Annotated in this window: 24 protein-coding genes and 1 other RNA gene; 11 read left to right on the forward strand and 14 right to left on the reverse strand. The window is 48.9% G+C overall.

The features are described from left to right. Positions 1-96: 96 nt before the first annotated feature. Positions 97-660: a D-glycero-beta-D-manno-heptose 1,7-bisphosphate 7-phosphatase gene (gene gmhB / locus HMPREF3091_RS18570; protein ID WP_004091341.1), complete on the reverse strand. Its 564-nt coding sequence runs from the start codon at positions 658-660 to the stop codon at positions 97-99. Between the two features lie 191 nt (positions 661-851). Between gmhB and metN the strand changes: the two genes are divergently transcribed. The 6 genes from metN (at position 852) to proS (ending at position 6530) form a co-directional block, all read left to right on the forward strand. Further along, on the forward strand, positions 852-1883 hold the full coding sequence (gene metN, locus HMPREF3091_RS18575) for a methionine ABC transporter ATP-binding protein MetN (RefSeq protein ID WP_004091340.1): 1032 nt from the start codon (positions 852-854) through the stop codon (positions 1881-1883). Next, positions 1876-2529, forward strand: a complete 654-nt coding sequence (locus HMPREF3091_RS18580; protein ID WP_004091338.1) for a methionine ABC transporter permease MetI — start codon at positions 1876-1878, stop codon at positions 2527-2529. The genes metN and HMPREF3091_RS18580 overlap by 8 nt, the downstream gene beginning before the upstream one ends. Positions 2530-2637: 108 nt before the next feature. Then, a complete protein-coding gene (locus tag HMPREF3091_RS18585; protein WP_004091337.1) occupies positions 2638-3453 on the forward strand; it encodes a MetQ/NlpA family lipoprotein in 816 nt (271 codons plus the stop codon). 113 nt (positions 3454-3566) lie between these two features. Beyond that, a complete protein-coding gene (gene rcsF / locus HMPREF3091_RS18590) occupies positions 3567-3986 on the forward strand; it encodes an Rcs stress response system protein RcsF (RefSeq protein WP_070717912.1) in 420 nt (139 codons plus the stop codon). After that, positions 3983-4690 (forward strand): tRNA (N6-threonylcarbamoyladenosine(37)-N6)-methyltransferase TrmO, encoded by a 708-nt coding sequence (gene tsaA / locus HMPREF3091_RS18595; protein ID WP_070717915.1) that lies wholly within the window; start codon positions 3983-3985, stop codon positions 4688-4690. The genes rcsF and tsaA overlap by 4 nt, the downstream gene beginning before the upstream one ends. Before the next feature lie 121 nt (positions 4691-4811). Next, positions 4812-6530, forward strand: a complete 1719-nt coding sequence (proS, locus tag HMPREF3091_RS18600; RefSeq protein ID WP_070717919.1) for a proline--tRNA ligase — start codon at positions 4812-4814, stop codon at positions 6528-6530. A gap of 78 nt (positions 6531-6608) precedes the next feature. On the opposite strand, the gene creA is transcribed toward proS, so the two are convergent. Beyond that, on the reverse strand, positions 6609-7118 hold the full coding sequence (gene creA, locus HMPREF3091_RS18605) for a protein CreA (RefSeq protein WP_004091331.1): 510 nt from the start codon (positions 7116-7118) through the stop codon (positions 6609-6611). A gap of 211 nt (positions 7119-7329) precedes the next feature. Between creA and robA the strand changes: the two genes are divergently transcribed. Continuing rightward, positions 7330-8208: an MDR efflux pump AcrAB transcriptional activator RobA gene (gene robA / locus HMPREF3091_RS18610; RefSeq protein ID WP_004091330.1), complete on the forward strand. Its 879-nt coding sequence runs from the start codon at positions 7330-7332 to the stop codon at positions 8206-8208. Here the strand turns inward: robA and gpmB are convergent. Beyond that, on the reverse strand, positions 8205-8852 hold the full coding sequence (gene gpmB / locus HMPREF3091_RS18615) for a 2,3-diphosphoglycerate-dependent phosphoglycerate mutase GpmB (RefSeq protein ID WP_070717920.1): 648 nt from the start codon (positions 8850-8852) through the stop codon (positions 8205-8207). The genes robA and gpmB overlap by 4 nt on opposite strands. Before the next feature lie 52 nt (positions 8853-8904). Between gpmB and yjjX the strand changes: the two genes are divergently transcribed. Next, entirely contained in the window at positions 8905-9438 is a 534-nt protein-coding gene (gene yjjX / locus HMPREF3091_RS18620; RefSeq protein ID WP_070717923.1) for an inosine/xanthosine triphosphatase, read from the forward strand. Positions 9439-9505: 67 nt separating this feature from the next. Here the strand turns inward: yjjX and trpR are convergent, their stop codons facing one another. From trpR to cspA, 3 genes are all read right to left on the reverse strand, one after another. Further along, positions 9506-9832, reverse strand: coding sequence for a trp operon repressor (gene trpR, locus HMPREF3091_RS18625; RefSeq protein WP_004091325.1), 327 nt, complete (start codon positions 9830-9832; stop codon positions 9506-9508). Positions 9833-9926: 94 nt separating this feature from the next. Further along, positions 9927-11855, reverse strand: a complete 1929-nt coding sequence (sltY, locus tag HMPREF3091_RS18630) for a murein transglycosylase (RefSeq protein WP_070717925.1) — start codon at positions 11853-11855, stop codon at positions 9927-9929. A gap of 261 nt (positions 11856-12116) precedes the next feature. Next, complete coding sequence (gene cspA / locus HMPREF3091_RS18635; RefSeq protein WP_004091319.1) at positions 12117-12329, reverse strand: transcription antiterminator/RNA stability regulator CspE; 213 nt, start codon at positions 12327-12329, stop codon at positions 12117-12119. Positions 12330-12893: 564 nt separating this feature from the next. Here cspA and ettA point away from each other — a divergent pair. Then, on the forward strand, positions 12894-14561 hold the full coding sequence (gene ettA, locus HMPREF3091_RS18640; RefSeq protein WP_008815182.1) for an energy-dependent translational throttle protein EttA: 1668 nt from the start codon (positions 12894-12896) through the stop codon (positions 14559-14561). Positions 14562-14628: 67 nt separating this feature from the next. Here the strand turns inward: ettA and HMPREF3091_RS18645 are convergent, their stop codons facing one another. Beyond that, complete coding sequence (locus HMPREF3091_RS18645) at positions 14629-15531, reverse strand: LysR family transcriptional regulator (RefSeq protein WP_004091317.1); 903 nt, start codon at positions 15529-15531, stop codon at positions 14629-14631. Between the two features lie 123 nt (positions 15532-15654). Between HMPREF3091_RS18645 and HMPREF3091_RS18650 the strand changes: the two genes are divergently transcribed. Next, positions 15655-16656: a zinc-binding alcohol dehydrogenase family protein gene (locus HMPREF3091_RS18650; RefSeq protein ID WP_070717929.1), complete on the forward strand. Its 1002-nt coding sequence runs from the start codon at positions 15655-15657 to the stop codon at positions 16654-16656. Positions 16657-16700: 44 nt separating this feature from the next. On the opposite strand, the gene HMPREF3091_RS18655 is transcribed toward HMPREF3091_RS18650, so the two are convergent. The 5 genes from HMPREF3091_RS18655 to serB all read right to left on the reverse strand — a co-directional run bounded on the left by HMPREF3091_RS18655 (position 16701) and on the right by serB (position 23751). Continuing rightward, the gene (locus tag HMPREF3091_RS18655; protein WP_070717933.1) at positions 16701-17558 is read right to left on the reverse strand and encodes a DUF2950 domain-containing protein; all 858 of its coding nucleotides are present in this window, start codon (positions 17556-17558) and stop codon (positions 16701-16703) included. Between the two features lie 16 nt (positions 17559-17574). Then, on the reverse strand, positions 17575-19356 hold the full coding sequence (locus HMPREF3091_RS18660) for a DUF3300 domain-containing protein (protein ID WP_070717934.1): 1782 nt from the start codon (positions 19354-19356) through the stop codon (positions 17575-17577). Between the two features lie 525 nt (positions 19357-19881). Then, positions 19882-21123 (reverse strand): multifunctional transcriptional regulator/nicotinamide-nucleotide adenylyltransferase/ribosylnicotinamide kinase NadR, encoded by a 1242-nt coding sequence (nadR, locus tag HMPREF3091_RS18665; protein WP_070717939.1) that lies wholly within the window; start codon positions 21121-21123, stop codon positions 19882-19884. A 92-nt stretch (positions 21124-21215) separates the two neighbouring features. Continuing rightward, positions 21216-22598: a DNA repair protein RadA gene (radA, locus tag HMPREF3091_RS18670; RefSeq protein ID WP_008815188.1), complete on the reverse strand. Its 1383-nt coding sequence runs from the start codon at positions 22596-22598 to the stop codon at positions 21216-21218. A gap of 175 nt (positions 22599-22773) precedes the next feature. After that, positions 22774-23751, reverse strand: coding sequence for a phosphoserine phosphatase (gene serB / locus HMPREF3091_RS18675; protein WP_035502904.1), 978 nt, complete (start codon positions 23749-23751; stop codon positions 22774-22776). 111 nt (positions 23752-23862) lie between these two features. Here serB and HMPREF3091_RS18680 point away from each other — a divergent pair, with 111 nt between their 5' ends. Beyond that, the gene (locus HMPREF3091_RS18680) at positions 23863-24567 is read left to right on the forward strand and encodes a YtjB family periplasmic protein (protein ID WP_070717942.1); all 705 of its coding nucleotides are present in this window, start codon (positions 23863-23865) and stop codon (positions 24565-24567) included. A gap of 111 nt (positions 24568-24678) precedes the next feature. Here HMPREF3091_RS18680 and rnpB read toward each other — a convergent pair. Both rnpB and rsmI read right to left on the reverse strand, forming a co-directional pair. Further along, positions 24679-25056, reverse strand: an RNA gene (rnpB, locus tag HMPREF3091_RS18685) — RNase P RNA component class A. 25 nt (positions 25057-25081) lie between these two features. Beyond that, entirely contained in the window at positions 25082-25951 is an 870-nt protein-coding gene (rsmI, locus tag HMPREF3091_RS18690; RefSeq protein ID WP_070717945.1) for a 16S rRNA (cytidine(1402)-2'-O)-methyltransferase, read from the reverse strand. Between the last annotated feature and the right edge of the window lie 50 nt (positions 25952-26001).

The following is a 26001-nucleotide window of genomic DNA, read 5'->3' on the forward strand; positions in this document are numbered from 1 at the left end:
GTGTCGATGGAGGCGCATTATAGGGAGTTCTCGCGGGCTGACAACCCCTAATTTCACTTTTTTTTCTATTTGGCTCATTTTCAGCCATATAGTGTACTAAACACGCTGTTTTATCACTTTTGGTAAATCTGCGAGGCTATTAATCACAAAATCAGCTTTAGCTTCTGCTTCTGGCGTGACTGGCTTACCCGTACGGACTAAAACTTTGGTCGCAACTCCCGCAGCTTCGCCCGCAAGTAGATCTTCAATTTTGTCGCCTACTATATAAGAAGCGCTCATATCGATATTTAGTTCTTCTTGTGCAGACAGCAACATGCCCGGCTGTGGCTTGCGGCAATCGCAGGCCTGACGGAATTCTTCTACCGTCCCTTCCGGATGATGTGGGCAATAATAGACACCGTCTAAATCAACGCCGCGATCGGCCAGTGACCAATCCATCCATTCGGTAAGATGCATGAACTGATCTTCGGTAAACATACCGCGAGCAATACCTGATTGGTTCGTGACCAAAACCAAGGCGAAGCCCATCTTTTTCAGTTCAGCCATCGCGTCAATTACGCCGTCTATAAACTGGAAGTTATCGCTTTCATGAACATATCCGTGATCGACATTAATCGTGCCATCACGGTCTAAAAAAATTGCAGGAACAAGCTGGGCCACAGATATTCACTCCTTATGGCGTTAGTTGCTGCTAAGTATCGCATGATTTGCGCTAAAGAGAGAGCACCTAACTCATTCGACTTCTGTTGACTTAGACGTCTAGACGCCTTAACATCCAGTTCAATACTTTGGACCTTCCCAAAGTTTGCTTTTTATCTGCCACGGGCAACACCAAAAGTAAAAATATAAAAATGATTAAACTTACAAATATCACCAAAGTTTTTCAGCAGGGGCAGCGCCAAATTAAAGCGCTATCAGACGTGTCACTGCACGTCCCTGCCGGACAAATATATGGCGTCATCGGTTCTTCCGGTGCCGGTAAAAGCACGCTTATCCGTTGCGTAAATCTATTGGAACGCCCAACCAGCGGCACAGTCCTCGTTGGCGATCAGGATATGACGGCACTTTCTGAAAGCGCACTGACCAAAGCCCGTCGCCAGATTGGTATGATCTTCCAGCACTTTAATCTGCTGTCATCTCGTACTGTTGCAGGAAACATCGCCCTGCCTCTGGAGCTTGATAATACGCCACGCGACGAAATGACACGCCGCGTCAGCGAGTTACTGGATCTGGTTGGTTTAAGTGATAAAAAAGACGCTTATCCTGCAAATTTGTCGGGGGGACAAAAGCAGCGTGTCGCTATCGCTCGCGCTTTAGCCAGTAACCCGCAAGTATTGTTGTGTGACGAAGCGACTAGCGCGCTCGACCCTGCGACAACGCGTTCTATATTAGAACTACTGAAAGATATTAACCGTCGCCTAGGCTTAACAATCCTATTAATCACCCATGAGATGGACGTGGTGAAACGCATCTGCGATCAAGTTGCCGTAATTAGTGATGGTCAGTTGATAGAGCAAGGTACCGTGGGTGAAGTTTTCTCACATCCTAAGACTCCACTAGCACAACAGTTCATTCACTCAACGCTGCATTTGGATATTCCAGACGATTTCGCAGCGCGCATGACGCCAGATCGTAAACCGGATACTCAGCCGTTATTGCGTTTGGAATTCACAGGGCAATCCGTGGATGCACCACTGATCTCTCAAGCAGTACGTCGCTTCAATGTAGATATCAGTATATTAAGCTCTCAAATGGATTATGCCGGCGGTGTAAAATTCGGCGTTATGTTGGCAGAACTGCACGGAGATGATGCTGACGCGTTATCTGCTATTGAATTTTTCAAGAATCATCAAGTGAAAGTAGAGGTACTGGGTTATGTCTGAGGCAATGATGTGGTTGATGGGCCGAGGCATTTGGGAAACCGTCGTCATGACCTTCGTATCTGGCTTCTTTGGCTTTGTTATCGGTCTGCCAGTTGGCGTACTTCTTTATATTACGCGCCCAGGCCAGATCTGGGAAAACGCCAAGCTATATAGCCTACTTTCCGCATTGGTTAATATTTTCCGTTCCATCCCATTCATTATCTTGCTGGTTTGGATGATTCCATTCACTCGCATCATCGTTGGGACGTCTATCGGTTTGCAGGCAGCATTGGTTCCATTAACCGTTGGTGCAGCTCCGTTCATCGCGCGTATGGTTGAAAATGCGTTGTTAGAGATTCCAACAGGCCTGATTGAAGCCTCGCGAGCTATGGGTGCAACGCCGATGCAGATTATTAGCAAAATTCTGCTGCCGGAAGCATTACCAGGGCTAGTTAACGCAGCAACCATCACACTGATTACCCTAGTCGGCTATTCAGCGATGGGTGGTGCCGTAGGAGCCGGTGGTTTGGGACAGATTGGTTATCAGTACGGTTATATCGGATATGACGCAACCGTGATGAATACGGTATTGGTATTGTTAGTCATTTTAGTGTATCTGATCCAATTTAGTGGCGATCGTATCGTTAAAGCGGTTAGTCACAAATAAAGCAGTCCTAATAATAAAAACGGCGCTTGCTATGCCGCGCCATACGATGTTTCAAAACAACGTCTCAAAAACAATGTCTCAAGAACAAGTCAAAAGAAGGATACGGGTATGTCACTAAAGTTTAAGTCGATTGCTGTCGTTGGCGCACTTCTGGGTTCTCTGGCGCTGGCGGGCTGTGGTCAGGAAGAAAAAGATCCAAACCATATTAAAGTAGGCGTTATTGTCGGTGCAGAACAGCAGGTTGCTGAAGTTGCGCAGAAAGTTGCCAAAGACAAATATGGCCTTGATGTAGAGTTGGTTACCTTTAACGACTACGTTTTGCCAAACGAAGCACTAAGCAAGGGTGATATCGACGCGAACGCTTTCCAGCATAAACCTTATCTGGATCAACAGATCAAAGATCGTGGCTACAAACTGGTTCCAGTCGGCAGCACCTTCGTTTACCCAATTGCTGGCTACTCAAAGAAAATCAAATCTCTGAGCGAACTGCAGGACGGTTCTCAGGTTGCACTACCAAACGACCCAACTAACCTTGGACGTTCTCTGCTGCTGCTGCAAAAAGTGGGCTTGATAAAACTGAAAGATGGTATCGGCTTACTGCCAACCGTGTTAGATGTAACCGAGAATCCGAAGAAGCTGAAACTGGTCGAGTTGGAAGCACCACAACTGCCACGCTCTCTGGATGACGCTCAAATCGCACTGGCCGTTATCAATACGACCTATGCTAGCCAGATTGGGCTGACTCCAGCAAAAGATGGTATTTTTGTTGAAGATAAAGATTCTCCATACGTAAACCTGATCGTTGCCCGTGAGGACAACAAAGATGCGGAAAACGTGAAGAAATTCGTTCAAGCTTATCAGTCCGATGAAGTCTACGAAGCTGCAAATAAAATCTTTAACGGCGGCGCAGTTAAAGGCTGGTAATTGCTCTGCTCAATATATCGAGTAATATCTTCAAGACGGGCTTATGCCCGTCTTGTCATTTCTGTCATACCTTGATTCAATAGCAACCACTTTATAAAAATCAGGAAATATTTATGCGCGCATTACCTTTATGCTTGCTCGCTGCCTCCTTGGCTTTGTCCGGCTGCTCTTTGCTGCACACAAAATCAGAAACTAAGACACCCGTTGAACCTGTGAAAACACAGACAAATACAACCAAAACGACAAAAACCACTCAGCAACGAGCTCGTCCAGTCAAAGTCTATGAAAACGCAGAAGACTTGGTCGGCAAACCTTTTCGCGATTTAGGGGAAGTGACCGGCAGCGTTTGTCAGGCCACAGCTCAAGACGCTGCACCTAATTTGGCAACGGCACGTAAGCGCATGCAGATTAAAGCATCGACGATGAAAGCAAACGCCGTGCTACTGCATCAATGCGAAATCGTGACAGACACACCAAATTGCTACCAACAGGCGGTATGTAAAGGTTCCGCGTTAAACGTTTCTCAGCAATGAGTCAGTTTTCTTTCAATACTATCGGGCTGATTCGATCGCCCTATAAAGAAAAGTTCGCGATTCCACGTCAGCCTGGACTGGTTGAAGACGGCGATGGCGAACTGGAGCTTATCGCACCTTATAATCAGCCAGAGTCGGTGCGCGGATTAGAAGAATTCAGCCATCTGTGGATTATGTTTGTTTTTCATCAAACAATGGACGGTGGATGGCGTCCAACGGTTAGGCCACCTCGTTTAGGTGGAAATATGCGGATGGGTGTGTTTGCGACACGTTCAACCTTCCGCCCTAATCCTATTGGCATGTCTTTGGTCGAGTTGAAATCAGTTGAAACTCAAGGCGGTAAGGTTTGTTTGAAATTAGGCAGTCTTGATCTGGTCGACGGTACACCGGTTATTGATATCAAACCTTATCTACCGTTTGCAGAAAGCCAGCCACAGGCGCGTGGTGGTTTTGCTCAAGATGCGCCTCTGGCGGATATGTGCGTCGTTTTCTCTGACGTTGCCCAACAGCAAATCCTGCAGCAGCGTTCGCGTTACCCTCATCTAGAGCGATTTATTCGGCAAGTGTTGGCTCAAGATCCACGCCCTGCTTATCGAAAAGGTGAGAACGAAGAACGCATTTATGCCGTCCATCTGCTTGATTTTAACGTGCGTTGGCAAGTAAAAGATGGCATAACCGAGGTAATAGACCTGAATTCAGTCTAGATTTTCGCGCCCTTCTCTTTTGACAACCCGCCGTCACTGATAAACTAAGCCACTTTTCTTTATTTTGGCCGCCTTATCCCGACGGTCTGATACATATTGCGTTCTAACGGAACATATACACATGCGTACAAGCCAATATCTGCTCTCCACTCTGAAGGAGACTCCAGCCGACGCCGAAGTTATCAGTCATCAACTGATGCTACGTGCCGGAATGATCCGTAAACTCGCCTCCGGTCTGTATACCTGGATGCCTACCGGTCTGCGTGTTCTGAAAAAAGTTGAAAACATCGTCCGTGAAGAGATGAACAACGCCGGCGCAATCGAAGTTTCCATGCCCGTGGTTCAACCGGCGGATTTGTGGCAGGAAAGCGGTCGTTGGGAACAGTATGGCCCAGAGCTGCTGCGTTTTGTCGATCGCGGAGAACGTCCATTTGTATTAGGCCCAACTCACGAAGAAGTGATCACCGATATGGTGCGTAACGAGATCAGCTCTTATAAACAGCTGCCGTTAAACTTCTTCCAGATCCAGACTAAATTCCGTGATGAAGTTCGCCCACGTTTCGGCGTAATGCGTTCGCGTGAGTTCGTGATGAAAGATGCATACTCTTTCCACACTTCTCAGGAATCCCTGCAGGAAACCTACGACAAGATGTTTGCTGCCTACAGCAAAATCTTTAGCCGCATGGATTTGGATTTCCGTCCAGTGCAAGCTGATACCGGCTCTATCGGCGGCAACGCTTCTCACGAGTTCCAAGTTCTGGCGCAAAGCGGTGAAGATGACGTCGTGTTCTCCAGCGAGTCTGATTTCGCAGCAAACATTGAGCTGGCAGAGGCCGTAGCACCTAAGGGTGAACGCGCTGCGCCAACAGAAGAGCTGCGCATTGTTGATACACCTAATGCCAAAACTATTGCGGAACTGACTGAGCAATTTAATCTGCCGATTGAGAAAACGGTCAAAACTCTGCTGGTTCATGCAACCAAAGAGAGCGGCCACGCACTGGTTGCTCTGTTGGTACGTGGCGATCACGAACTCAACGAAGTAAAAGCAGAAAAACTGGAGATGGTTGCCAGCCCACTGACATTTGCAACTGAAGCTGAAATTCGCGCAGCCGTAAACGCAGGGCCAGGCTCTCTAGGACCGATCAACATGACCGTTCCTGTTGTTGCCGATCGTACTGTCGCCATGATGAGCGATTTCGGCGCAGGCGCAAATATCGACGGGAAACACTACTTTGGTATCAACTGGGAACGCGATTTGCCGTTACCACTGGTAGCAGATATCCGTAACGTGGTTGAAGGCGATCCAAGCCCAGATGGTAAGGGTACTCTGCTGATCAAACGCGGGATTGAAGTCGGCCATATTTTCCAATTGGGTACAAAATATACCGAAGCACTCAAAGCTACCGTACAAGGCGAAGATGGTCGTAACCAGCTTATGACTATGGGTTGCTACGGGATCGGGGTGACTCGTGTGGTTGCAGCCGCTATTGAGCAAAACCATGACGAGCGCGGCATCATCTGGCCTGACGCTATTGCACCGTTCCAAGTGGCTATCCTGCCAATGAATATGCATAAATCTTTCCGCGTGAAAGATCTGGCTGGGTCGCTGTACAACAGCCTGCGAGCTAAAGGCATCGACGTCATCATGGATGACCGTAAAGAACGCCCAGGCGTGATGTTTGCCGATATGGAACTGATTGGTGTACCTCACACCGTTGTTATCGGCGACCGTAACCTTGATAGCGATGAGATTGAATATAAAAACCGCCGCAACGGCGAGAAGCAAATGATTAAAACCGGCGAAATCGAAGATTTCCTGCTGGCGCAAATCAAACGCTAAGATATCTTTTTCGATAAAACAAAGGCCGACAGTAATGTCGGCCTTTTTTGTAACGGTGTTTTTCTGTTTGACGTTATTTTACTGAGCCTTAGGTGCTACTGGCACGCTGGCTTCAGGCGTTGCCCACGGCATAATTGGCACTGCGCTGATCGCGTTTTTTGGCGAACCATCTACAACTTTGTCAGAGTAAGTCAGATAAACCAACGCGTTACGCGCAGGGTCATAAAAGCGCACTACCTGTAGCTTTTTAAAGACGAGGGATGTCCGCTTACGAAATACCACTTCTCCATCAGACTTTTTGTTCTTAATCTTCTCACTTATCGCTATCGGTCCCACCTGCTGACAGGAGATTGCGGCATCAGCAGTATCTTCAGCCAGCCCTAAACCCCCTTTAATTCCTCCCGTTTTCGCTCGGCTGATATAGCACGTGACGTTTTTGATATCAGGATCATCAAATGCCTCTACCACGATTTTGTGGTCTGGCCCCAAAATTTTAAATACCGTATCAACTGAGCCAATCTGCTCAGCATGAGCGGATGTAAAGGCCGCAGCTACGGAGAAACATATGCCTACAAAATATTTGTTCACCTAAGTACCTCTGATACTTATAATCACGACGGTTATTAATATTACGAACTTAATTGCACAGCGTATAAGTTATATAAATTTTACATTACAGCTCACGTCTGCATAGCACTCTTTGCACTGAAAAAACCTTAATATAAGTCTAAGGCCAAAAAAATTGCTATCATGCCGCTTAGTTGCTATTTAAGTTCATTACTGCTTTTGAGGATGCTCTATGGATCAGGCCAGTATTATTCGTGACCTGTTAAGTTGGTTGGAAGGACATTTGGACCAACCTTTATCGCTCGATAACGTTGCAGCCAAAGCGGGATATTCTAAATGGCACCTGCAACGGATGTTTAAAGAAGTGACCGGACAGGCAATAGGTGCCTACATTCGCGCCCGCCGTTTATCTAAGGCCGCTGTCGCGCTACGCCTAACGAGCCGCCCTATTCTGGATATTGCGCTACAGTACCGTTTTGACTCACAACAAACATTCACCAGAGCCTTTAAAAAGCAATTTAACCAAACGCCAGCACTGTATCGTCGTGCGGAAGATTGGCACGCTTACGGTATGTGCCCGCCAATTCGTCTGGGATTGAGCAATTTGGTTCAACCTGAGTTTATTACGCTACCAAGCACATCGCTGGTCGGTATCACTCAATGTTATACCTGCACGCTAGAACAAATTAGCAAAGTACGTACCGAATTACGTAGCCAGTTCTGGCATGATTTCCTGCATGATGTGAAAAATCTGCCACCGGTGCTTTATGGCCTTCATCATTCTCGCGCAAGCCTTGAAAAAGATGACGAGCAGGAAGTGCTGTACACCACCGCGCTTGAAATTCAGCATCTGCCGCCAGATGTCACTAAAGAAGTGCAATCCATCACGCTGCTTGGCGGGGAATATGCACAATTCTGTTATAACGGCCCCGCAGAAGGATTTCAGGACTTTATCCTAGGCCTCTATGGCACTACGCTGCCAACGCTGAATCTGGTACGTCGTAAAGGCTACGATATCGAACGTTTCCACCCACAGGCAGACTCCTCGCAGCGTCCGCCTCAACACATCTGCTGCGAGTATCTTATTCCGATTCGTCGCGAAGAAGATTAACGCTGAATCTCATCAAGTGCAGGTCTATCCAAATGATGGATATCGCCTGCGCTTTCTACCACCCATCCCGGCGCTAACCACGGACTTTGCTGGTAATCCACTCGAGATAAAGAGCAGTTACGTAGACGCAAACGTCGTTCGGCGTACGGAGGCAATCCCAAGATCGTGCCCAATAATGCCCCTAATGCAATGCCATGGCTCACTAACGCTGGCTGGCTTCCTGCTGGGAGATCAAGACAGCTATTGAGTGCCGCACGCATACGTGTTGCCAACTCAGCCATACTCTCCCCGTCAGGAATTCGCGCATCTGGCGTACCATCGACCATCTGCTTACGCCATTTCTCTTCTTCAGGAGTGAGTGAATCAAGTAAGCGCTCTTCTAATACGCCCATATGCAACTCACGCAAACGTGAATCGAGAATCAACTCGCATCCGCAGGCTTCAGCAATAGCTAGCCCCGTTTGACGCGTTCTTCCCAAATCACTCGCAATCACATGCGTGATCCCCATTTGGCTTAGGCGTGCAGCAACCTGACGCGCCTGAAGTTCTCCTAACTCGGTCAATGGGCTATTGGATTGTCCTTGAATCCGGCGTTCTGCGTTCCACTCGGTTTCACCGTGGCGAATAAGATATACCTGTGTCATGTACTTTTTCCGTATACTGCGAGAAATGCGCTAAAAGGAAGCTAGAAATCATATGTACCATGTTGTAGCTGCAACTACCAACCCTGCAAAAATTAAGGCTATTTCTCTGGCGTTCGACGATGTTTTTGGTCATGACCAGTATCGCATTGAAGGCGTTGAAGTTGATAGTGGAGTGCCCGAACAACCCATCGGAAATCATGAAACGCGAACCGGCTCACGCCATCGAGTCATGTGCGCACGCCAAGTTTGCCCTGAAGCCGATTTTTGGGTCGGTGTCGAAGCCGGTATTGAAGAAAATATGACCTTCGCGTGGATGACGATTGAAAATCACCATATGCGCGGTGAATCACGTTCTGCGAGTCTGATGCTACCCGAAGTTATTCTGCAGGGAATTGCCGAAGGCCGCGCCTTAGGCAGCGAAATGAAAGGAATTACCGGAGTGAGCGATATCGGTCGCCGTGAAGGTGCCATCGGCGTATTCACCAAGGGTATTCTGACGCGTACCAGTGTCTACCATCAGGCGTTAGTGCTAGCGCTGGTGCCCTTCCATAATGAAATTTTCCAGCAGAGCAACGCGAAAAAATAATTACGTACGCAGATGTTTATGAACATTTAACGATGACACTCTAGGGTGCCATCGTTGTTTCTAAACTTTATTTATCAGAGAGCAGTTGCTGTTCCAGCCATGCTTTCAAATCTGCGGGGGCCGTTTTCAAGCTATTGGAACCACGCGTAATAGTAGCAATACCGGCTCCAAGCTGGCTTTTAAGTTCACGCTGGCTGATTTCACCTTTCATCAATTCTTCAATGATTCGCACCCGCGTCGCCAGCGCCGTTCTTTCATCTGGCGTCAAAAACAGCTGAAGCATAGGGCCTTGTAAATCTTCGGCAAACGCCTGCCTTAACAATTCAACAAAGCGTTGCCAGTCATCGTTTTCTTGTGCGCTGAGCGCAGGATCGGTCAGGGATCGGTTTGTCATGATTAGCTGCCGTACTCTTGGTGAGAAAATACTCATTAACTAGTACGGCAGCATACCACAAACTTTGCGCAGTCAAAGCGGCCTAACACAGAAATCAGTAACGGCGCTCCCACTCTGCGTCAGTTAAGATTTTGGTTGGGCGCTTCATAAAGTAGCGATAGTAAGCGTCATAGGCCAAAACATTCTTCACATAACCACGCGTTTCAGAGAAAGGAATGCTCTCAATAAAAGCAACGGCATCAACGCGTCCCCCGGTATTTCCAAGCCAGGTATTCACACGTGACGGACCCGCGTTATACGCTGCGCTAGATAAGATTCGGTTACGCCCCAGACTTTGATACACATATTCTAGATAGCTGGTACCGATCTGGATATTTGTCACCGGATCCAGTAACTGGCTGCTATTCATATAATTGCTCAGATTAAACATCTGCGCGGTATGCTCGGCGGTTTTTGGCATCACCTGCATGAGTCCGCTAGCCCCCACCGGCGACTGAGCCTTAGGATTCCAAGCGCTTTCCTGACGAGCAATTGCCATGGCGTAAGACTGAGAAATACCTTTATCTTCTGTAGCCTGACGGAACTGCTGCGACCACGCCATTGGGAAACGCTCTTCTAAATGATCCCAAAGTTTCGCAGTGATCGTTGCCTGAACGCTCAGATCCGCCCAATTTTGTTCATAGGCATAGCGAGCCAGCGCAGCCTGATCCTGTTTAGATTTACTGCTCACGAGAGAAACCCATTCGCTGCGAGCCGTATTGTCCATGTTCCAATACATCAGTTCACGAATACGATCGATCGCAGGATCTTTCGTCAGCGCTGCGGTCGGTTTATTCGCAACCTCAACCTGAAGTGGATAGGTAATCCCCAGTTTTTGCGCGGCAACCATTGGGTAGAAGCCGCGCTGCTGTGTGAGCGCACGTAAGATACTTTCACCTTCGCTACGCTTTCCATCCTCAATCATCACCGTGGCATTCCAATAACGCCACTCATCTTTATCGCGCACGTCCTGCGGCAATAACGCCAGCCAAGTACGGATTTCCTTCTTATTACCGTTACCCAAGGCCAAACGCACACGTCGCTCGATCAATGAAGCGCTATTGCTATTCTTGATAACGTTATCTCGCCATTGAATATCTTCGGTCGTGGCATCGTTACCCATCAATCGCCACGCAATGCTATCTTCCATGGCCTGTCTCTGCTTAGCATCGATCTTCTGCAGACGAACCAGCGTTGGCAACATTGCCCGAGCTGCGTCTGCGTCCTGACGCGCTAAACTTGAGAAAGCAATTTCAGTGGCATCACGGGTAAAATCGGTTGGACCAACATTACGCGCAAAAGCTTCAACATTGCGCGGATCGGCTTGTAGGCTCGCTAGCGCATCGCCCATCGTTTGATAATCCGCCGGCAGTTGCTTAGCCAAGAAACTCACTAAGCCATTATTGCCTTTCTTGAGCGCCAAACGCATGCGCTCAAGAACAGTCAGCGGAGTCTGATCGCCAGACGCTTTCCAAGCGTCAAACAGCTTGTCACAGTTTGTTGGCAAAGATTGTCCACTCAGCCAGATATCACGCGCCCCATCCCATGCCGTCTTCTGATGTCCCGTTGCATATTGGGCATAGTAGTAGTTACAACGCGCAGCAATGGGCTTAGGCGGTTGAGGGCTAAACACTAACAGCCCAGTCCAATCTTGACGGCGTGAGAGTTCGTTAACATAGCGAGCTGGCAGCGATTTTGCTGGGGGCAACGTTGGGTTGCGGGCGATAAAATCTTTAATCTCTATCGTCGTAGCCTGACCAAGATCCTGTGTCAGTTGGCGGTATTCAAGATAAGGGTAGAGCGGATAATCACGCAGCGTTGGCATGAGCTGATTAACCGTCATCATCTGGTTGCTATCCCAGGCCTGTTTCACCTGTAAGTAACGCTGACGCTGAGCATCCAAAGAGTCAGCAAAACTGCTCCCGGACACAGCGACTAAACATAAACCAATACCCCAAGCACGCCAATTGTCCGCCATGACCATCTCACCTTTCCTCGCGTTAAAACAATACTACTCATAGACAGCGATTTTAGCAGAGCATTCCCTCAGCCCCTGTCTTTCTTCACAACTTTTACTTTCAGCCTGTAGAGTACCAACATAAACAGCCAATGCTGCAAAACAAAGCAGTAGCGAATTTTAGGCATAAAAAAACCCGCTCAAGGCGGGTTTTTTTCGTTCTAGTATTCTTTAACTGCTCAGGTCTATACCGTCATCGCTATCGTAAACAATACTAAACTATTGAGATTACAGAGCGACTACGTTCGCTGCTGCTGGGCCTTTAGCGCCATTCTCGATAGTGAACTCAACTGACTGACCTTCGTCCAGAGATTTGTAGCTATCGCTCTGGATTGCAGAGAAATGTACGAATACATCTTTGCTGCCGTCAGCAGGAGAAATGAAGCCGAAACCTTTATCAGCGTTGAACCATTTTACTAAACCAGTCATTTTATTAGACATTAGATACTTCCTTTCAATTTTTTAAGCCACATTATTGCAGCGAACGAGGTTCGTCGTCAGAGCTAGCTTATGGGGGCACTTAGGAGGAGACTCACGAGAAGAAGAGGTATCTAAGGATAACGCTTGAACTGAGGACTGCTTTACTAAAACTGCTTTCACATAAGGTCTGTGTTCCAAACCGATGACGCTATTTACTCATGCCTAAGGTTTATAAGCAACACCTATTTTCTAATCATCTCGAATAACCCGCAGTGATTTCATGGGTAAATCCTGTGCTGACGCGGCCTGTAGGAAAGAAAATTCTTATCTATTTATTTCTCGCTTGAGAGAAATAAACCAGATATTCGGCATAAATGATGAGCGCTGTCTCTACAATTTAAGCGGAAAGCGCCGGCATGATGCGACGATGGCTGGGATAAAACGCCAAAACGGGCTAAACTCCGCCTTCATAAAATGCCCTGTCGCGCCAATGACAGAACGTCATTTAAATGCTTATGCCCCGCCTGTGTCCCATGAAAGCATGAGGCAGAGGTAAAACCCTTATAAATCAAGGAGTATATAGCCGTGGCTCAATACGTCTATACTATGCACCGCGTCGGCAAGATCGTTCCGCCGAAGCGTCACATCTTGAAGGACATTTCTCTTAGTTTCTTCCCTGGCGCCAAAATCGGCGTTCTGGGTTTGAACGGTGCAGGTAAATCTACTCTGCTACGCATCATGGCGGGTATTGATACTGAAATCGAAGGTGAGGCTCGCCCTCAGCCTGGGATCAAAATCGGCTACCTGCCACAGGAGCCCAAACTCAATCCAGAACAAACTGTTCGTGAAGCCGTTGAAGAAGCCGTTGGCGAAGTAAAACGCGCTCTGACCCGTCTGGATGAAGTGTATGCGCTGTATGCCGATCCTGATGCAGACTTCGACAAACTGGCGAAAGAACAGGGTGAACTGGAAGCCATTATCCAGTCTCACGACGGACATAATCTGGATAACCAGCTAGAGCGTGCCGCCGATGCGCTGCGTCTCCCTGCATGGGATGCGCAGATTGCTAATCTGTCCGGTGGTGAACGCCGTCGCGTTGCGATTTGCCGTCTGCTGCTGGAAAAACCAGACATGCTGCTGCTTGACGAACCAACTAACCACTTAGACGCAGAGTCTGTGGCATGGCTGGAACGCTTCCTGCACGACTATGAAGGAACCGTTGTGGCAATTACCCATGACCGTTACTTCCTCGATAACGTTGCAGGCTGGATCCTCGAACTTGACCGTGGCGAAGGTATTCCATGGGAAGGCAACTACTCTTCTTGGCTGGAACAAAAAGATCAGCGCTTGGCACAAGAAGCTTCTGCCGAAGCCGCTCGCCGCAAATCCATTGAGAAAGAGCTGGAATGGGTGCGTCAGGGTGCCAAAGGCCGCCAATCTAAAGGTAAAGCGCGTTTGGCTCGCTTTGAAGAACTCAACAACGTTGAGTATCAAAAGCGTAACGAAACCAGCGAATTGTTCATTCCACCTGGACCTCGTCTAGGTGACAAAGTGCTGGAAGTACAGAATTTATCTAAATCCTATGGCGATCGCCTACTGATTGAAGATCTGTCATTCTCACTGCCAAAAGGCGCGATCGTCGGTATTATCGGCCCGAACGGCGCAGGTAAATCGACCCTGTTCCGCATGATTTCAGGGAAAGAACAGCCAGATTCAGGCACTATCGATCTGGGTGAAACCGTGGTGCTGGCCTCTGTCGATCAGTTCCGTGACAGCATGGATGACAAGAAAACCGTTTGGGAAGAAGTTTCCAACGGTCAAGACATTATGCGTATCGGTAACTTTGAAATGCCAAGCCGTGCCTACGTTGGGCGCTTTAACTTCAAAGGCGTCGATCAGGGTAAACGCGTAGGCGAACTGTCTGGTGGTGAACGTGGTCGTTTACATCTGGCCAAACTGTTACAGGTTGGCGGCAACATGTTGCTGCTCGACGAACCTACCAACGACCTCGATATTGAAACCCTGCGCGCACTGGAAAACGCCTTGCTGGAGTTCCCTGGTTGCGCAATGGTCATTTCCCATGACCGCTGGTTCCTAGACCGTATCGCAACCCACATTCTGGATTATCAGGATGAAGGTAAGGTTGAATTCTTCGAAGGTAACTTCACCGAATATGAAGAGTACAAAAAACGTACTCTGGGTGCTGAAGCCCTTGAACCGCATCGCATCAAATATAAGAAAATGACTAAGTAGTCATTTTTAATGCAAAAGGCTCCCAACGGGAGCCTTTTTCTATTCCGTTCAATCGTTTCATTGTCTATTAACGGAGTGCCTGATTGTATTCAGCAAAAGAAGCATGGTTGAGAGCCATTTCAATAAAGCGATCCAGCGCAGGAGAATTCAATTTTCGACTAGGATAAACAAGATACAGCTCATTTCCCTCAGCTTCCCACTGAGGCAACACTCGGACTAAACGTCCCTGCTCCACCAGCTCCTGCGATAAAAATGCGGGCAGAAGCGTAATCCCAGCGCCGGCCAGAACACACTCGCGCACATACAGTAAATTATCAGCAGCATGATCCATCGGCAGCTCCCAGCGATAGAACTCACCGCCGCGCTGCAATACCCATTCATGCCACGCACGATGGGCAATGCACTGGTGCCGCTCTAGCTGTTTTGGATGCTCCAGCTCTGGATGTTGAGCAAGATAGGAGGGAGAGGCCAATAAATAGCGCGGCGAATATCCTAAGCGGCGTCCCACCAGCGAAGAGTCCTGAGGTTTCCCCGTGCGTAACGCAACGTCAAATCCTTCCTGAACTAAATCGCGCATGACATCTGAAATGAAGATTTCCAAACTCACTTCTGGGTAGCTTAGGCGAAAATCGCTACATACATGAGCTAATAACGTCGCGCCAATCCCAGCCGGAGCAGTAATTCGAAGTCGCCCGCTCGGATTTTCCTTCAAACGTTGCAAGCTCAGATCGGCACGTTCGGCCGCCTGAATCATCTCTCGACAGTGCACTAAATAGCGCTCTCCGGCAAACGTGAGATTTAACTGCCTCGTCGTTCGATTTAGCAAACGTAGGCCAAGCTGCTGCTCTAAATTGCTCACCCTCTGGCTCACGCTAGACTTAGGCAACCCTGCGCGCTGTGCCGCCGACGTAAAGCTTCCGCACTCGACCACCAGCGCAAATAAGGCCATGTCCTGTAATTGATTAAACATTTCACTCCATTGTTCGCTAAATCAGAACACTTCGTTAGTGATTGTCCATCTTATCATCAAGGTTCGGCTCATCTACACTGGTTTCATGCAACGCAATCCTGCCCCCTACATCGGAGTTTCAACATGACTATTACCGCAATCGCAGTAAATCCCGCCAGCCCACAAGAATTTACCGTCATCCACCCGCAAATATCAGCGCCAACGGATTACGATTTGCTGGTTGAGGTCAAAGCCGTTTCCATCAACCCCGTAGATACCAAAGTGCGTGCCAACCTCATTAAAAACGGGCTGGAACAGCCACGCATTCTAGGATGGGACGCCAGCGGCGTCGTGCTATCTGTAGGCAGTAAAGTCAGCGGATTTAGCATTGGAGATGAAGTGTGGTATGCCGGTGACATCACTCGTCCCGGTAGCAATAGCACCCAACAGCTTATCGACTCACGCATCGTGTCGCACAAGCCTAAAAGTATGAACTGGGCACAGGCTGCCGCAATGCCACTCACCACGCTCACCGCTTGGGAAGGTTTGTTTGAACGCTTGAAAGTTCAAGACGCCGATGCGGATAAAACGTTACTGATCATCGGCGGTGCAGGCGGCGTGGGTTCGCTCGCCATTTCGCTGGCTGCCCTGAATAGCAAAGTGAAGGTTATCGCCACGGCTTCAAATAAATCCTCGGCTCAATGGTGTTTAGAACGCGGAGCCGATCTCACCGTGGATTGGCATGATCTAAAAAGTGGTCTTGCTGAGCACAATATCAAGCAGGTTGATTACATCTTCTGTCTTAACGACACTGACGGACACTGGGCGGCAATCAGCGATCTCATCGCACCACAGGGACAAATTTGTACCATCGTGGAAAACAGCCACCCATTAGATCAGTCGGCACTAAAAATGAAAAGCGCTGCTCTGCACTGGGAACTCATGTATACCCGCAGTATGTTCAATACGCCGGATATTGCCGAACAGGGCAAAATTCTGCAACAGGTCGCGGCATTGGTTGATGAAGGTAAGCTACAGGGAACCCTCAGCGATACATTGCATGGTTTTTCTATCGAAAATCTGGAAAAGGCCCATAACAAAGTTGCCGAAGGACGCATGCGCGGCAAGATGGTGATTGAGTTTTAATGATTTCGCTCTCAGCCTCCCCGTTAAGGGGAGGCTTTTATGCATTAATGAGACTGAACGACCTGCCAATTTTTATCAGGATCGAACAGGCTGATTTTGCGCGCCAACGCGTCGCTATCAACACCTAAATCTCGCTGATATACCACGCCATCCTGATTCACCATAAAACTCATTATTCCGCTGTGACCATACGCTACCGGCCATGCCAGCATCGCAAAACCTTTAGTCATCTTTCCGTTATCCAGATAGCTAAGCTCACCGCCTTTAGCCGAAGCGCCTTGCGCAGAGAGAATACGATAGTAATAGCCATGATAATCGGTACCGGGATGATCCTGTCCAAAGGCAGGGCCTAACGGACTAGGTGCTTCTCCCTCCTTCACCGGCCAGTACAAGCCATCTTTTTTCCCATCGCTGCTGATAATCTTCTGTGCATACTGATCCATACCACGCGCCCAATACTCTTTCTGCGCATCCACAAAGGCTGACATCGCACCGATGGCCGAAAGCTCATTACGACCGATGTTGCGAGTTTCGATCTCATCAGCCGCTTTTTGCATATCAAAGGACCAACCGTTTTGAATTTTTACCATCGGTAAAGGCAGTTGCCAGTTATTATCACCAACATTGAGATAAGCGGAATCACCTTGTTGTTCAATATGATGAGATACCTGCCAATCGCGAAGAAAACGATCTACCGCTGTTTGATCCACGCTGTCTTCGGGCAGATATTGGCGCCAGTCGTCACCGAGAATATTTTTTAACGCTTCACTATCATTATCGGCGATAGCTTTCACAAGAGCCTGCGCGGCCTGCTCTGGCTGTTCGAACACCTGTTGCGCTAGTGCCGATAGGGGCAGAGCTAGCATGCTCGCCGCAATCAGGAAATGCCTTATTTTGCTCATCATAATTCCTCGTAAACTAGCGACGATGCAGTTGCAAATTATTGTGCTCAGGTAACGGGCGCGACGGCGCATGATGGGTCGGCGCACTACTCATCCGTTGACGACTCTGATTACCGCGCTCTTGCTGTTGATGCCAATTCGGGGCGCTGCTAGCGTTACCACTGAACAGATTCGCGTGTTGCTGTCGATTAAATTGGTTTACCGCTTGCGGGTTATTATGCTGCTGGAAGCCATTCTGCTGGCTATGATTCTGCGCCGCACTAAAATGTGACTCCCCCACCTGATTGTTATGGGCGGGTCGTTGCTCCACTGAATTTCTGGCCGCAACAGGATGTTGATTCACTGATGGATTCACGGATGGATGTACTGATTGACGTGCAGGGGTCGATGATTGGGCCCGTTCGTGCAAAACAGATTCAGCATTACGCCGACGCTGATCGGGTTGGTTAGCCGCCGCTCCGCCTAACGAATTATGCTGAGCTTGTTGGTTGAAAACCGCCGCTGCATTTTGTCTCTGTTCATCCGTTCCCGTCATACGGGTCGCACCGTTATCAAAACCACGCAGGTTATCACGCTGGGCAATGGCCTTCAGATTCTGACTTGCAGGTGAGTGAGTCTGACCGGATAACACCGACGGGTTTCCGTCTTGAGTATGCAGTGAACTAAGATCGACTTTTTTGGCCGAGCTGCCCCCCACGTTGGCCTGAGTCGCTCCGGAGATAAACTTCTGCGAAGTGGCTGGGTCATGGTATGGCACCCCTCCACGATAGGCAGGATTATGTTGCCACTGCGTTGCACCACCGATATTTCCCCCGGTGATGTGGTTATAGTTGTTGACGTTGATATTCACATGGCTGTTATTGGCGTAGTTATTGCCTTGATGATAATTCCCCCCGCCATGGTAATCATCGTGATGCCCATCGTCATGGTGATAATCGTCGTCGTGGTGGTGATCGTCATGATGGTCATCATCCCAATCCAGACTGCTGAACAAGGCATAGGTCGTCGCGACACCAATCCCAAAACCGATTCCTGAAACTAGACTATTGGTAAACACTTCTCCCGGGGGCGGTGGCAAATAAACAGGCGGATAGGCAGGCGTCGCCCAAGTGCCATACACCACATTAGGATTATAGCTTGGTACATAAACAACCTGAGGATTGGTTGGCTGAATGATGATGGTCTGCGGCTGCGATTCAACTACGGTCGTCGATTTACTGGTGCTATGACCATTCACAGCATTTTTGGCCGGTTGGACAATCACCTTTTGTTGCGCATTAGAGGTCAGAGATCCATTTTTCTGCGCCGCCTGCCGCAGCTTTTGTACCGTGTTCATCACATCATCTGGCTGAGCTAAAAACGCATCTCCCAAATTTTGTACCCATTCAGGATTTTCCCCCATCAGGGCAAGCAACTGCGGCAACGCAACTAATGACTTAACGCTAGGATCCCACGGCTGATTCGCGACTAACTTAACCGCAGAATCCCCCTGAGCCTTAGGATTATCACGTGACCACTGCACGGCCTGCACCACGTTAGAGGGATAAGTAGATGCCATCAGGATCTGCGCTAAAACCGGATCGGGATACAACGCGATAGGTGCCACGAGCTGATCGAGCTGTGGCTGAGTGAAGGTTTTGGCCGCGGGCGCGACTGGCGGCGTCTCCGGCTGAGTTTCTGCGGCCTTGGGCTGTTGCCAGCTAATGTATCCATTTTTCACCAAAACCGTACCCGCAACCGCAACAACGCCAATGCCGCAAAGCAGTGCAATCATTGACGGTTTAAATGACATACTCATTCTAACTCTCCCAGAAACCAACATACGGAGTGCATGGCGATGCTACTAATCATAGTGCACGCCTAATAACAGCAAATTAATTCAACAGCGATGAAGCGGTAAAATAAGAGAATGGATTAAAATCCCTATGACATATCACTATGACAATGCACAGATAAATTAGTTAGCTTGGTAGGCAACAGCAGAAAATAGATGGTTCACCCGCGCTCAGACAATGTAGAGCCAGAGAGAATACACCTAGTTATTATGCGGGTAAAAAGAGTTGAATAAAAAATTCTGTCATATCAATACATAAGAAAGCTTACTGAAAAATAATTAAAATGAAGAGTCAAAAAAACGGCGGGGGAAATTCATATAGAAAATAATACCGAAAGCATCATTCAAAAATCACATAATAAATATGATAGAAATACATACTTAATAACATTAAGTCACACAATTTAGGCCGAGTCAGTGTTTTTTGCCTATTTTCGACGCTGAAAATGAATAGACAATTAGCTCTTCTATTCACTTTCAGCTGAAATTTTAAGCCTGCTCCGTATTCTCACCCAGCATCTGCTTAACCAATTCGACGCAGCGCAGGAAGCGTTCGTCATAGTCGGATGACTCAACGCGAACAAACTCCATATTATTCTTTCGCAGCATTTGCTCTAACAGGTCCTGAAATTCTCGGCGTTCTGCTGAGCTTCCCAAACTACGCAACCCATCCGCCACCCACGGCGTATTGTTCTCCAGCAGAATAATGAGATCGAAACGGTATTCATCAATCAACGCCTGAACAAACGGATGCTCCCGCCCTTCGTATTTTTTACAGAATGCCTGCGTAGTAACAAAATCTGTATCAATAAACGCCACTTTATTGGCATATTTTACTGCAAAATCAATATACTGAGCGTGCCCTAATGCAATTTTATCGTAGTCAGAATACTGCAGAGCCATCTCATCACCACCGAGGTGTGAAAAGACATAGTCGCGACCATACTCCCACGCACTGGTGGTATTGAAAATGTTCGCCAACTTATTCACCAGCGTTGATTTTCCACTGGACTCGCCACCAAGAATTGCCACGGTGCGCACGAAGAAAGGCTTCACTTCGGTGGGGATGTATTCCCAATATCTAAACGGATCGTGACGGATCTGCCCTCCGCTTATGTTCATAAATGAACGCTCGGGATCAATCAATGTCGTCTCCATACCAAAGAATTCGTGATACACCGGCGCATCTTGGCTGTCACCGGAATAGATCACGCTCGGTGTAATCCCGTTTTCGGTCATAAACGCCTTCATCCCGTCGCTCCACACTTTCCACCCGTGTGGATAAGGCTCTATACCTTGTTCGTCAAAGGAATGAATGCGGATATTTTTTTGGTATTTGAATGTCTGCAACAACCAACGTAGGCGATCGCTCACGGTCGGCTGTTGTGACATCGCGCTGTTTTCGAACAGTTCTCGGTCGCGAGGCTCATCGTGGCATAAAATCACATGCAGTTCGTCGACCTGACTACAGGCACGCTGAATTAAATAAATGTGTCCCGTATGCAAGGGGTAGAATTTGCCAAAGACCACGCCAACGCTCTTGGCTTTTCGAGGAAATTCAATATCGAGGAAGCGGTGAATAGCCTCAAGCTTTTGCGCACTTGGGCTTTTGATCTTTTCATTCAGCAGTTGGCTAAGGTAGCCCTTGGTCATTCCGCTGGCATCAGCCACCTGCTGTAATGTGCAGCCTTTTTGCTTAATGGCGGTCTTTAGATAATCAAACTGCGACATTCACGCCTCCTCACGTTTAGTTAACTAAACAAAAGTAGCATGAATGCCGCGATTATACGCGAGATAATTCGCGCGGTAGGACGGGTAAAAACTTATAAATCTTGCAGCACATCTAAAGCGTCAGAGAGCTTTTTCACCCCAAAGACCTGCATATTTGGCAACGGCTTTTTCGGCATATTCGCATGAGGAACAATAGCGCGCTTAAATCCATGCTTTGCAGCCTCGGAAATTCGTTCCTGACCACTGGTGACTGGGCGTACTTCTCCCGCCAATCCAACCTCACCAAACACCACCAAATCTTGCGGTAATGGGCGATCGCGCAGGCTAGAAACCAGTGACATCAATAGCGCCAAATCGGCTCCAGTTTCCGTCACCTTAACGCCTCCAACGACGTTGACAAACACGTCCTGATCCGCCATCTGCAAGCCGCCATGACGATGCAAAACAGCAAGTAAAATGGCTAAACGATTTTGTTCCAATCCAACCGCTACGCGGCGCGGATTTGACATCATCGACGTATCTACCAGCGCTTGAATTTCGACCAGCAGCGGGCGCGTTCCTTCCCAAACCACCATCACTGAACTACCCGAAGTAATCTCTTCACCACGGCTCAAGAAAATCGCAGAAGGGTTGCTCACTTCGCGCAGCCCTTGCTCAGTCATGGCAAACACGCCTAATTCATTCACCGCGCCAAAACGGTTCTTGTGGCTGCGTAAGGTACGGAAACGAGAATCCGCATCGCCATCCAGCAACACGGAACAGTCGATACAGTGCTCTAAAACTTTCGGCCCCGCCAGTGAACCATCTTTAGTTACGTGCCCAACCATCACGATAGCAACACCGCGAGTTTTGGCAAAACGAGTCAAATAAGCCGCCGTCTCACGAACCTGCGCCACACTGCCCGGCGATGACTGGATATCGGCCATATGCATAACCTGAATCGAATCGATCACCATCAGCTTTGGTTGCTCTTGTTCGGCGATCAGGCAAATCTGCTCGATGCTGGTTTCCGATAGCATATTCAGCCCATCGGTAGGTAGTCCCAAGCGGTGGGCTCGCATCGCGACCTGCTGGAGAGACTCCTCCCCCGTTACGTACAAGGTTTTCATCTGCTGTGAGAGCTTGCACAATGTTTGCAGCAACAGAGTACTTTTCCCCGCGCCAGGATTACCACCGATAAGAATCGCGCTGCCTGGCACCACACCGCCGCCCAAGACTCGGTCAAACTCGGCGAATCCGGTTGAAAAACGCGGCAACGCTTCGAGACTAATTTCAGACAGTTTCTGTACTTTACTAACGCCCGCGTCGCCCGCATAACCTGACAACCGCTCCGCACGCGCCACCGCAGGGGAAGCCGCTAAACGGACTTCAGTAATGCTATTCCACGCCTGACAGGCACTGCATTGCCCTTGCCAACGCGGATAATCCGCACCACATTCGTTGCAGACAAAGGCTCGTTTGATTGCTTTCGCCACGAAGACTCCTAGAACGGTGTTAGTCACAAATGAAGATGGGGAATTCTAACAGGAGATAAGGGATATTTACTGTTTTTTTATACAGACTCTTAATGATTACGGCAGAAAATGCAGAGTAGATATCATCGTCGAGCTCCCCTCAATCAAGAGGGGAAACTGAAACGGGATGAAACGGCTAGCGTTCCTCGTGCTTCAAACTTGCACTCAGAACGCACAGTACTCCCATCAAATCCGCATGGCGAATAGCCACCGAAGCCTGTGCATATACCTTTGGCTTCGCATGGAAAGCCACACCTAAACCGGCCGCCTGAATCATTTTTAGATCGTTGGCACCATCCCCGATAGCGACCGTTTGCGACAACGGTATTTCCAGCTTTTCCGCCAGCTTTAACAGGGTATCCGCTTTGTATTGAGCATCAACAATCGGCCCAATAACTTTGCCTGTGAGTTTACCATCCTTAACCTCGAGATGATTTGATACCGCGTCTACCAGCTCAAAGCGATCGCGTAGATGGTCAGCAAAATAGGTAAACCCGCCGGACGCGATGGCGACATGCCAATCCAAAGATTGAAGCTTACGTATTAGGCTACTCAGCCCCGGCATTAGCGGTAACGTTGCCCGCACCGTTTCGAGCACCGAGACATCAGTGTCCTTTAGTTTACCGACTCGCTCACGCAGGCTGGCTTTAAAATCCAGCTCACCGCGCATTGCACGCTCGGTGACCGCTGAAACTTCCTCACCGACGCCTGCTAATTTCGCAATTTCATCGATGCATTCAATTTGAATGGCGGTGGAGTCCATATCCATGACCAGCAAACCGGGCGTGCGCAAATGAGGAATTTTACCCAAGGTGGCGATATCCAGCCCCTGTTCATCGGCTAGCTTTTTCGCACGAGCGGGGAGATTACCCGCAAGTCGGATCACCTGATAATCCTCGATACACCATGCGGTTACCACCACCATGGCCGCGCCGAGACGACGTTGAAAAGCGCATAGCGCGGTCTTATCCAGATTGCGTCCATAAAGAAGCCATCCGGTGTGACCAGCGCGATAATCCAGCGGCATCACTTCATCGCCGCTCAGGGAAAGGGGTAAGCCCGGCCAACGATAAATTTCCGCAGGCAAATCGCAATAAGTCAGACTGTTTGGCATAACAACAACTCCTTTGAAGACTTCAATCGCCACCACAAAACCGAGCATCAAGCTATCCTATCGGTAAGGCTTCTGGCAACATAAAGTGATAAACCTCTTATAGGGCTAGCTATGGTTAAGGCTAAAATTAAATTCAGGCTCCATCGCACCGCTATTGTGCTGATTTGTTTGGCCTTATTAGTGCTTTTAATGCAAGGCGCTTCCTATTTCAGTTTAAGCCACCAAATGGCACGTTCTGAACAGGTGGAGGAACTGGCACAAACGTTGGCCGAACAGGTTTCCGATCGCCTCATTCCATTGATGAATACCGGCAACGACGATCCTGACAGTGAAAAAATCACGCAGATCCTAAATCGACTGACAGAGCATAGTCGTATTTTAGATGCTAGCGTGTACGACGTTGATGGCACGATGGTCGCCCGTTCAGGGGAAAAAGTGGCGGTGCGTGACAGGCTGGCTCTCGATGGAAAACGCGCAGGCAGCTACTTTAACCACCAGATAGTACAAATGATCAGTACCAAAGATGGCCCGATTGGGTTTCTGCGTATGACGCTAGATACTCATGTGCTGGCAACCGAATCTCAGCAAGTGGATAACACCACCAATCTGTTGCGGCTGATGATGCTGTTGTCTCTAGCGATAGGTATTATTCTGGCACGCTCGCTGTTGCAAACGCGGCGTTCACGTTGGCAACAATCACCTTATTTACTGACGGCCAATACGCCGGTGGAAGAAGATCCTGAAGAACATAGCGACGCCGATTCTACCACTGAAAGCCCGCAGTCGTCGGAAAAAGACCAGAAGAAGCACATATAACCCAAATAATTTGAGTTGCAGGACAATCCTTTTGAACAGCGCAAAGCGCGCAACGGATATATGATGCAAAAAGCCCCGCCAAGCATAAGCTTCGCGGGGCTTTTTAACGAATGAGGGAGTTGACCGGTAAGCCGGGTTCTGTCGTGGACAGTCATTCGTCTAGGCCAGCAATCGCTCACTGGCTCAAGCAGCCTACCCGGGTTCAGTACGGGCCGTACCATGTGAACCCCTATTTGGCCTTGCTCCGGGTGGAGTTTACCATGCCACGGACTGTTGCCAGCCGCGCGGTGCGCTCTTACCGCACCCTTTCACCCTTACCTGATCTCGCTTGCGCGAGCCATCGGCGGTTTGCTCTCTGTTGCACTTGTCGTAGGCTTGCGCCTCCCAGGCGTTACCTGGCACCCTGCCCTATGGAGCCCGGACTTTCCTCCCCTCCATCTGTCTCCCCGAAGGGGACGGCAATGAAGCGGCGACTGTCTAGTCAACTCCGCGGCGGATAATAGGGTATTACGCCCTATTTGTCACCCTCTGCGTTCTCAAGCGCGTATTTATACAGCGCATTCTTCTTCACGCCATGGATCTCCGCCGCCAAAGCAGCCGCTTTTTTCAGCGGCAGCTCTTTTTGCAGCAGGCCTAAAGTACGCAATGCCTCAGCAGGAAGGGCATCCTCATCGGCCTTGTGGCCTTCAACGATCAGCACCATTTCACCACGGCGGCGCATATCATCGTCTAATACCCAGTCGAGTAACTCGCCCACCGGTGCGCCGTGGATATTTTCCCATGTTTTGGTCAGCTCACGCGCTAATACCACATAGCGATCGCGCCCCATCACTTCCACCATATCTTTCAGGCTATCAATCAGACGATGGGTAGACTCATAAAAAATTAACGTGCGTGGCTCTTCCAACAACGCCTGCAGCGTATCTTTACGCGATTTGGTTTTCGCTGGCAGGAAACCTTCGTAGCAGAAGCGGTCAGAGGCAATCCCTGACGCGCACAGAGCAGTAATGGCCGCACAGGCACCTGGCAGAGGAACGACGCGAATACCGGCCTCACGGCACCGGCGAACCAAATGGTAGCCAGGGTCATTGATAAGAGGCGTACCGGCATCTGAGACTAATGCAATGCTTTGACCTTCTTGCAGTTTTGTAATCAACTGGTCTGCTTTTTGTTGTTCATTATGGTCATGTAGAGCGAAAAGACGGGCATTAATAGCAAAATGCTGTAACAGTAGGCCTGTGTGTCGAGTATCTTCTGCTGCAATCAAATCGACCGCTTTCAAAGTATCCAAAGCGCGCTGGGTAATGTCGCCGCGATTCCCGATTGGAGTCGGAACGACATACAGCGTTGCAGTAGAAATTACAGCTTGATCGTCTTGATTCATTGTTTCATCCGGTTTACCGATTTAATATTGAGCATCTTTGAAAAAACTGC

Origin of the sequence: Hafnia sp. HMSC23F03, assembly GCF_001816025.1 — a bacterium.
GTDB classification, from domain to species: Bacteria; Pseudomonadota; Gammaproteobacteria; order Enterobacterales; family Enterobacteriaceae; genus Hafnia; species Hafnia paralvei.

What these genes read in the sequence shown, in the direction of transcription:
- metN (WP_004091340.1), top strand. Translation starts at nt 852, where the DNA reads ATGATTAAACTTACAAATATCACCAAAGTTTTTCAGCAGGGGCAGCGC.
- HMPREF3091_RS18580 (WP_004091338.1), top strand. Translation starts at nt 1,876, where the DNA reads ATGTCTGAGGCAATGATGTGGTTGATGGGCCGAGGCATTTGGGAAACC.
- HMPREF3091_RS18585 (WP_004091337.1), top strand. Translation starts at nt 2,638, where the DNA reads ATGTCACTAAAGTTTAAGTCGATTGCTGTCGTTGGCGCACTTCTGGGT.
- rcsF (WP_070717912.1), top strand. Translation starts at nt 3,567, where the DNA reads ATGCGCGCATTACCTTTATGCTTGCTCGCTGCCTCCTTGGCTTTGTCC.
- tsaA (WP_070717915.1), top strand. Translation starts at nt 3,983, where the DNA reads ATGAGTCAGTTTTCTTTCAATACTATCGGGCTGATTCGATCGCCCTAT.
- proS (WP_070717919.1), top strand. Translation starts at nt 4,812, where the DNA reads ATGCGTACAAGCCAATATCTGCTCTCCACTCTGAAGGAGACTCCAGCC.
- robA (WP_004091330.1), top strand. Translation starts at nt 7,330, where the DNA reads ATGGATCAGGCCAGTATTATTCGTGACCTGTTAAGTTGGTTGGAAGGA.
- gpmB (WP_070717920.1), bottom strand. Translation starts at nt 8,852, where the DNA reads ATGACACAGGTATATCTTATTCGCCACGGTGAAACCGAGTGGAACGCA.
- yjjX (WP_070717923.1), top strand. Translation starts at nt 8,905, where the DNA reads ATGTACCATGTTGTAGCTGCAACTACCAACCCTGCAAAAATTAAGGCT.
- trpR (WP_004091325.1), bottom strand. Translation starts at nt 9,832, where the DNA reads ATGACAAACCGATCCCTGACCGATCCTGCGCTCAGCGCACAAGAAAAC.
- sltY (WP_070717925.1), bottom strand. Translation starts at nt 11,855, where the DNA reads ATGGTCATGGCGGACAATTGGCGTGCTTGGGGTATTGGTTTATGTTTA.
- cspA (WP_004091319.1), bottom strand. Translation starts at nt 12,329, where the DNA reads ATGTCTAATAAAATGACTGGTTTAGTAAAATGGTTCAACGCTGATAAA.
- HMPREF3091_RS18645 (WP_004091317.1), bottom strand. Translation starts at nt 15,531, where the DNA reads ATGTTTAATCAATTACAGGACATGGCCTTATTTGCGCTGGTGGTCGAG.
- HMPREF3091_RS18650 (WP_070717929.1), top strand. Translation starts at nt 15,655, where the DNA reads ATGACTATTACCGCAATCGCAGTAAATCCCGCCAGCCCACAAGAATTT.
- HMPREF3091_RS18655 (WP_070717933.1), bottom strand. Translation starts at nt 17,558, where the DNA reads ATGAGCAAAATAAGGCATTTCCTGATTGCGGCGAGCATGCTAGCTCTG.
- HMPREF3091_RS18660 (WP_070717934.1), bottom strand. Translation starts at nt 19,356, where the DNA reads ATGAGTATGTCATTTAAACCGTCAATGATTGCACTGCTTTGCGGCATT.
- nadR (WP_070717939.1), bottom strand. Translation starts at nt 21,123, where the DNA reads ATGTCGCAGTTTGATTATCTAAAGACCGCCATTAAGCAAAAAGGCTGC.
- serB (WP_035502904.1), bottom strand. Translation starts at nt 23,751, where the DNA reads ATGCCAAACAGTCTGACTTATTGCGATTTGCCTGCGGAAATTTATCGT.
- HMPREF3091_RS18680 (WP_070717942.1), top strand. Translation starts at nt 23,863, where the DNA reads ATGGTTAAGGCTAAAATTAAATTCAGGCTCCATCGCACCGCTATTGTG.
- rsmI (WP_070717945.1), bottom strand. Translation starts at nt 25,951, where the DNA reads ATGAATCAAGACGATCAAGCTGTAATTTCTACTGCAACGCTGTATGTC.